Source organism: Pseudoxanthobacter sp., assembly GCF_036822375.1.
Classification (GTDB): Bacteria; Pseudomonadota; Alphaproteobacteria; order Rhizobiales; family Segnochrobactraceae; genus Pseudoxanthobacter.
The window spans coordinates 1-4,741 of the sequence record NZ_DAISHT010000241.1 but is presented as its reverse complement, the minus strand read 5'-3'; the positions used below and the strand labels follow the sequence as shown (position 1 = coordinate 4,741).

Genomic DNA, 4,741 nt, shown 5'->3' with positions numbered 1-4,741 from the left:
GCTTCATCATGCTCGGCGATGCCGACCTGATGGTGGCCGGCGGCACGGAATCGCCCATCGGCCGTCTGGCGCTGGCGGGCTTTGCCGCCTGCCGCGCGCTTTCCACCGGCTTCAACGACCGCCCGCAGCAGGCCTCCCGTCCCTATGACAAGGACCGCGACGGCTTCGTGATGGGCGAGGGCGCGGGTGTGGTGGTTCTGGAAGAACTGAACCACGCCATCCGGCGCGGCGCGAAAATCTACGGCGAAGTGATCGGGTACGGCCTCTCGGGCGATGCCTATCACATCACCGCTCCGTCTGAAGACGGCGACGGCGCCTATCGCTGCATGGCGATGGCGCTCAACCGGGCGGGCATCTCGGCCGCCGAGATCGACTATGTCAACGCACACGGCACTTCCACGCCGATGGGCGACGAGATCGAGCTCGGTGCGGTGCAGCGCCTCGTCGGCGAGGCGGCGTCCGGCCTGACCATGTCGTCCACCAAGTCGGCGACCGGCCACCTTCTCGGGGCCGCCGGCGCGATCGAGGCGATTTTCTCGATCCTCGCCATGCGCGACGGCATTGTTCCGCCGACGATCAATCTCGACAATCCGTCGGTTCAGACTGCCATCGATCTGGTGCCGCACAAGGCCAAGAAGAAGGCGATCCGTACCGTGCTGTCGAATTCGTTCGGCTTCGGCGGGACCAACGCCTCGCTGATCCTGCGCCAGTTCGAGGGCTGAGCGCCCCTGCCGGCGCAACCGGGCCGCCAGCCACATCTTGGCCGGCCGGCGGCCCCGAAAAAGGCGGCTTGCCGCTTCATGATTCGCAAGGTCCGCCCGTCTCCGGGCCCGCGGCTGCCGTTCGGGCAGGCCCGGCACCGGGGTGGGCGGGTCTTCGTTTCCGCACTCCGCCTCTGCGGGTCGGCGGTCGCCTGCAGTCCCCGTTCCGGGCTGGCTCGGCCCGCCACACGGCAGGGCTGAACAGGCCTCGATACGACATGAGCGATCCCGCGACCGAGACCCCCCCGCCATCAGGCCCCGGCCGTCCCGCTCCCAAGGCGCCGCAGAAGGTGGCGCGCGCCGATGCCGGCGGCACGCCGCCGCAGCGCTCGCGCCACGCCCGCAACCCGCTGGTGCTGGTGCTCAATTTTTTCCTCACCTCAGCGCTGCTCCTGGTGCTGCTGGCCGGCGGCCTGCTCTACTGGAGCAAGAGCCTTTATGAGCAGCCCGGGCCGCTGAAAGAGAACGCTGTCGTCGTCATCACGTCGGGATCGACGCTGGACGACATCGCGTCTGCGCTGGAAAATGCCGGTGTCATCAGCAATCGCTGGGTCTTCGAAGGGGCTTCCAAGTTCTTCGAGAATACCGGCAAGCTGAAGGCCGGCGAATATGCCTTCGTGCCCGGCATGACGATGCGGCAGGTGATGGACGAGATCGTCGCCGGCCGCTCCATCCAGCATGCGATGACGGTGCCGGAGGGCGTGACGAGCGCGCAGGTGGTGGACAAGCTGGCGGCCGAACCGCTGCTGAGCGGTGTTCTGACCACCATTCCCGCCGAAGGCACGCTGCTGCCGGAAACCTACAAGTTCACCCGGGGCGCCGGCCGCAAGCAGATGATCGAGCGCATGACGAAGGCGCAGTCGGAGGCGCTGGCGGAAATCTGGGCCGGCCGCGATCCGTCGATCCCGCTGAAGACGCCTGAGGAACTGGTGATCCTCGCCTCGCTGGTGGAGAAAGAAACGGGCGTTGCCGGCGAGCGGCCGCGCATTGCCGGCGTCTTCATCAACCGCCTGCGCAAGGGCATGAAGCTGCAGTCGGACCCGACCATTCTCTATGGCCTTTACGGCGGCGCGTCGTGGAAGCAGGCGCGCACCATCATGCGCTCCGATCTGCAGCGCCCCAACCCCTACAATACCTATCAGATCACCGGCCTGCCGCCGGGGCCGATCGCCAATCCCGGCCGCGCGGCCATGGAGGCGGTGGCCCATCCCGCCGACACCGACGCGCTTTATTTCGTGGCCGACGGCACCGGCGGCCATGTGTTTGCCAAGTCGCTCGACGATCACAACCGCAATGTCGCGCGGTGGCGGGCGCTGCAGCAGTCGCTGTCGGGCGGCGACGCCGGCAATGCGCCGGTGGCGGTGCAGCCGGCAACGCCGGCCAACTGAGCGGGCTGCCGCCGGCCGTTGCGGCGGCCTTGCGCGCCGGCCCGCGGCCGGGGGGCAGGCACCTGCGACAGGCATCTGCGGACAGGCAAAAGGGCCCGGGCGGCTTGCGGGCCGCCTGCCTGCGGGCGTAAAGGTGCTTCGCGTTTCCGGCCCCGCTTTGCCCCGCCGCGTGCGGGCAGAGCGGGGCCGGCGGATTTTTGAAAGGGCCGGCAGCGGCCATCTCCGGGAGCCCACATGAGCGAGAAAAGCCGCGCGCCGGCGAGCATGACCGGTTTTGCCCGCGCCAGCGGCACGCTCGGGCCCCATGGCTGGGCGTGGGAGATCCGCTCCGTCAACGGCCGCGGGCTCGACCTGCGCCTGCGCCTGCCCGGCGGGTTCGAGGCGCTGGAGCCGCAGGCCCGCGCGCTCGTCGCCGGCCGGCTTTCCCGCGGCAATGTTTCCGCCACCCTCAGCGTCGACATGGCGGCCGAACCGCACACGGTGCGGCTCAATGCGCTGGCGCTGGAGGCGGTGATTTCGGCGGCCGAGAGCATCCGGCATCGCCTTGGCGGTCCGACGCTGACGGTGGAGGGCGCGCTGCGCCTGCCGGGCGTTCTGGAGGCCGGCGAGGCGGGCGAGGACGGCGAGGCGGCGCGTGCGCCGGTGGCCGGCGCTGCGCTGGAGGGCCTTGCAACCGCGCTCGACGGGCTCATTGCCATGCGCCGGCGCGAGGGGCAGGCCCTGACGGCGGCGTTGTTGCGGCACCTTGAGACCATCGAGGGCCTCGTCGATGTGGCCGAGGCCAGCCCGGCGCGCACGCCGGAGGCGGTCCGCACCCGGCTTGAGGCCGATGTCCGCCGTCTGGTGGCCGCCGATGCCGGGCTGGATGCCGGGCGGCTGCATCAGGAAGCGGTGCTGCTGGCAACGCGCGCCGACATTCAGGAAGAACTCGACCGGCTGCGGGCGCACATTGCGCAGGCCCGCCAGCTTCTGGCGGATGGCGGCCCGGTCGGCCGGCGGCTCGATTTTCTGGCGCAGGAGTTCGGCCGCGAGGCCAACACGCTGTGTGCCAAATCCAACGACGTTGCGATCACCCGCGCGGGTCTCGATCTCAAGGCGACCATCGAGCAGCTGCGCGAGCAAATCCAGAATCTGGAGTGAACCCGTTGAGCGCTGCAACCATTCCCTATGCCCGCCGCGGCTTCCTGCTGGTGCTGTCGTCGCCGTCCGGCGCCGGCAAATCGACGCTGACGCGCGCGCTGCTCAACGATCCCGACGAGGCGGGGCGGCTGCAGCTGTCGGTTTCCGCCACCACCCGTGGCCGGCGGGCGAGCGAGGTGGAAGGCGTGCACTATCACTTCGTCGGCATGGAGCGCTTCCAGACCATGCGCGAAGGCGGCGAGCTGGTCGAGTGGGCCGAAGTGCACGGCAACTGCTACGGCACGCCGCGCGCGCCGGTGGAACAGGCGCTGGCCGGCGGTTTCGACATGGTGTTCGATATCGACTGGCAGGGCGCGCGGCAGATGGTGGCCGCGATGCGGCCGGACGTGGTCTCGGTGTTCGTGCTGCCGCCGGCGGCCAAGGACCTGCGCTCGCGGCTGATCGGCCGCGCCGAGGATGCCGACGACGTCATTGCCCGGCGCCTGCAGAACGCCCGCGGCGAGCTGGAGCACTGGGTCGATTACGACTATGTGCTCGTCAACGACGACCTGACCAAATCCTATGCCGGGCTGAAGGCGATCCTCAATGCCGAGCGGCTGAAGCGCGCGCGCGGCGAGGGGCTGCCGGCGTTCATCGCCTCCATTCAGAACGATCTGTGAGCCGCTGCACCGGCTGCCGGCGCCGGGGCGGCGACGCGGCCCGGCCATGCGCAATTGTGCAGTGCGGTTTCTTCCGCCTCAGGGGCGGTTGTGTTATTCCATGTCGCGCCGGCGCAACGATCTTGCTGATCGCGCGGCTTGCCGGTGCATCTGTTTAAGGGGACTGCCGGTGAAAGTTCGGCTCGATGACATCGACTGGAAGATTCTGCGCGAGCTTCAGGACGATGGCCGGATCACCAATGTCGAGCTCTCGCGCCGGATCGGCATTTCGGCCCCGCCGTGCCTGCGCCGCGTCAAGGCGCTGGAAGATGCCGGCATCATCAGCACCTACCGGGCGCTGCTGGACGAAAAGAGCCTCGGCTACGATCTGACAGCGTTTGCCTTCGTCGGCCTCAGCAGCCAGGCGGAAGCCGATCTGGTGGCGTTTGAGGAGCGGCTGCGCGGCTGGCCGATCGTCCGCGAGGCGTGGATGCTGTCCGGCGATATCGACTTCGTGCTGAAGTGCGTGGCGACGAACCTGCGGGCCTTTCAGACCTTCATTATCGAGGAACTGACGGCCGCCGCCAACGTCGCCAGCGTACGAACGGCGCTGACCATCCGCCAGTCCAAGAATGCCCCCACGGTGCCCATCGGCTGACGGTACCGGAGCAAACGAAAAGGCCCGCCGGCGAGGCGGGCCTTTCGCTTTTCTGCCATCTGCCATCTGCAGCGGTCACGGCCCGGCCGGAGACGGTTGCCGACCGGTCGCGGCTCAGCCGGCGGTGAGTGATCCCGTGTCGCGGCTCAGCCGACG

At 69.1% G+C, this 4,741-nt stretch carries 5 protein-coding genes; all 5 read left to right on the top strand.

Features of this window, described 5'->3' with window-relative positions; all coding sequences use genetic code 11:
- Positions 1-722, top strand: a 722-nt coding sequence (locus V7067_RS15590) for a beta-ketoacyl-ACP synthase II (RefSeq protein WP_334176823.1), incomplete at its 5' end; no start/stop codon positions are given.
- Positions 723-979: 257 nt separating this feature from the next.
- Positions 980-2,149: an endolytic transglycosylase MltG gene (gene mltG / locus V7067_RS15585; protein WP_334176822.1), complete on the top strand. Its 1,170-nt coding sequence runs from the start codon at positions 980-982 to the stop codon at positions 2,147-2,149.
- Between the two features lie 234 nt (positions 2,150-2,383).
- Positions 2,384-3,289: a YicC/YloC family endoribonuclease gene (locus V7067_RS15580; protein ID WP_334176821.1), complete on the top strand. Its 906-nt coding sequence runs from the start codon at positions 2,384-2,386 to the stop codon at positions 3,287-3,289.
- A 5-nt stretch (positions 3,290-3,294) separates the two neighbouring features.
- The gene (gene gmk / locus V7067_RS15575) at positions 3,295-3,948 is read left to right on the top strand and encodes a guanylate kinase (protein ID WP_334176820.1); all 654 of its coding nucleotides are present in this window, start codon (positions 3,295-3,297) and stop codon (positions 3,946-3,948) included.
- A 169-nt stretch (positions 3,949-4,117) separates the two neighbouring features.
- Entirely contained in the window at positions 4,118-4,585 is a 468-nt protein-coding gene (locus V7067_RS15570) for an Lrp/AsnC family transcriptional regulator (protein WP_334176819.1), read from the top strand.
- Positions 4,586-4,741 lie beyond the last annotated feature (156 nt).

What these genes read in the sequence shown, in the direction of transcription:
- mltG (WP_334176822.1), top strand. Translation starts at nt 980, where the DNA reads ATGAGCGATCCCGCGACCGAGACCCCCCCGCCATCAGGCCCCGGCCGT.
- V7067_RS15580 (WP_334176821.1), top strand. Translation starts at nt 2,384, where the DNA reads ATGAGCGAGAAAAGCCGCGCGCCGGCGAGCATGACCGGTTTTGCCCGC.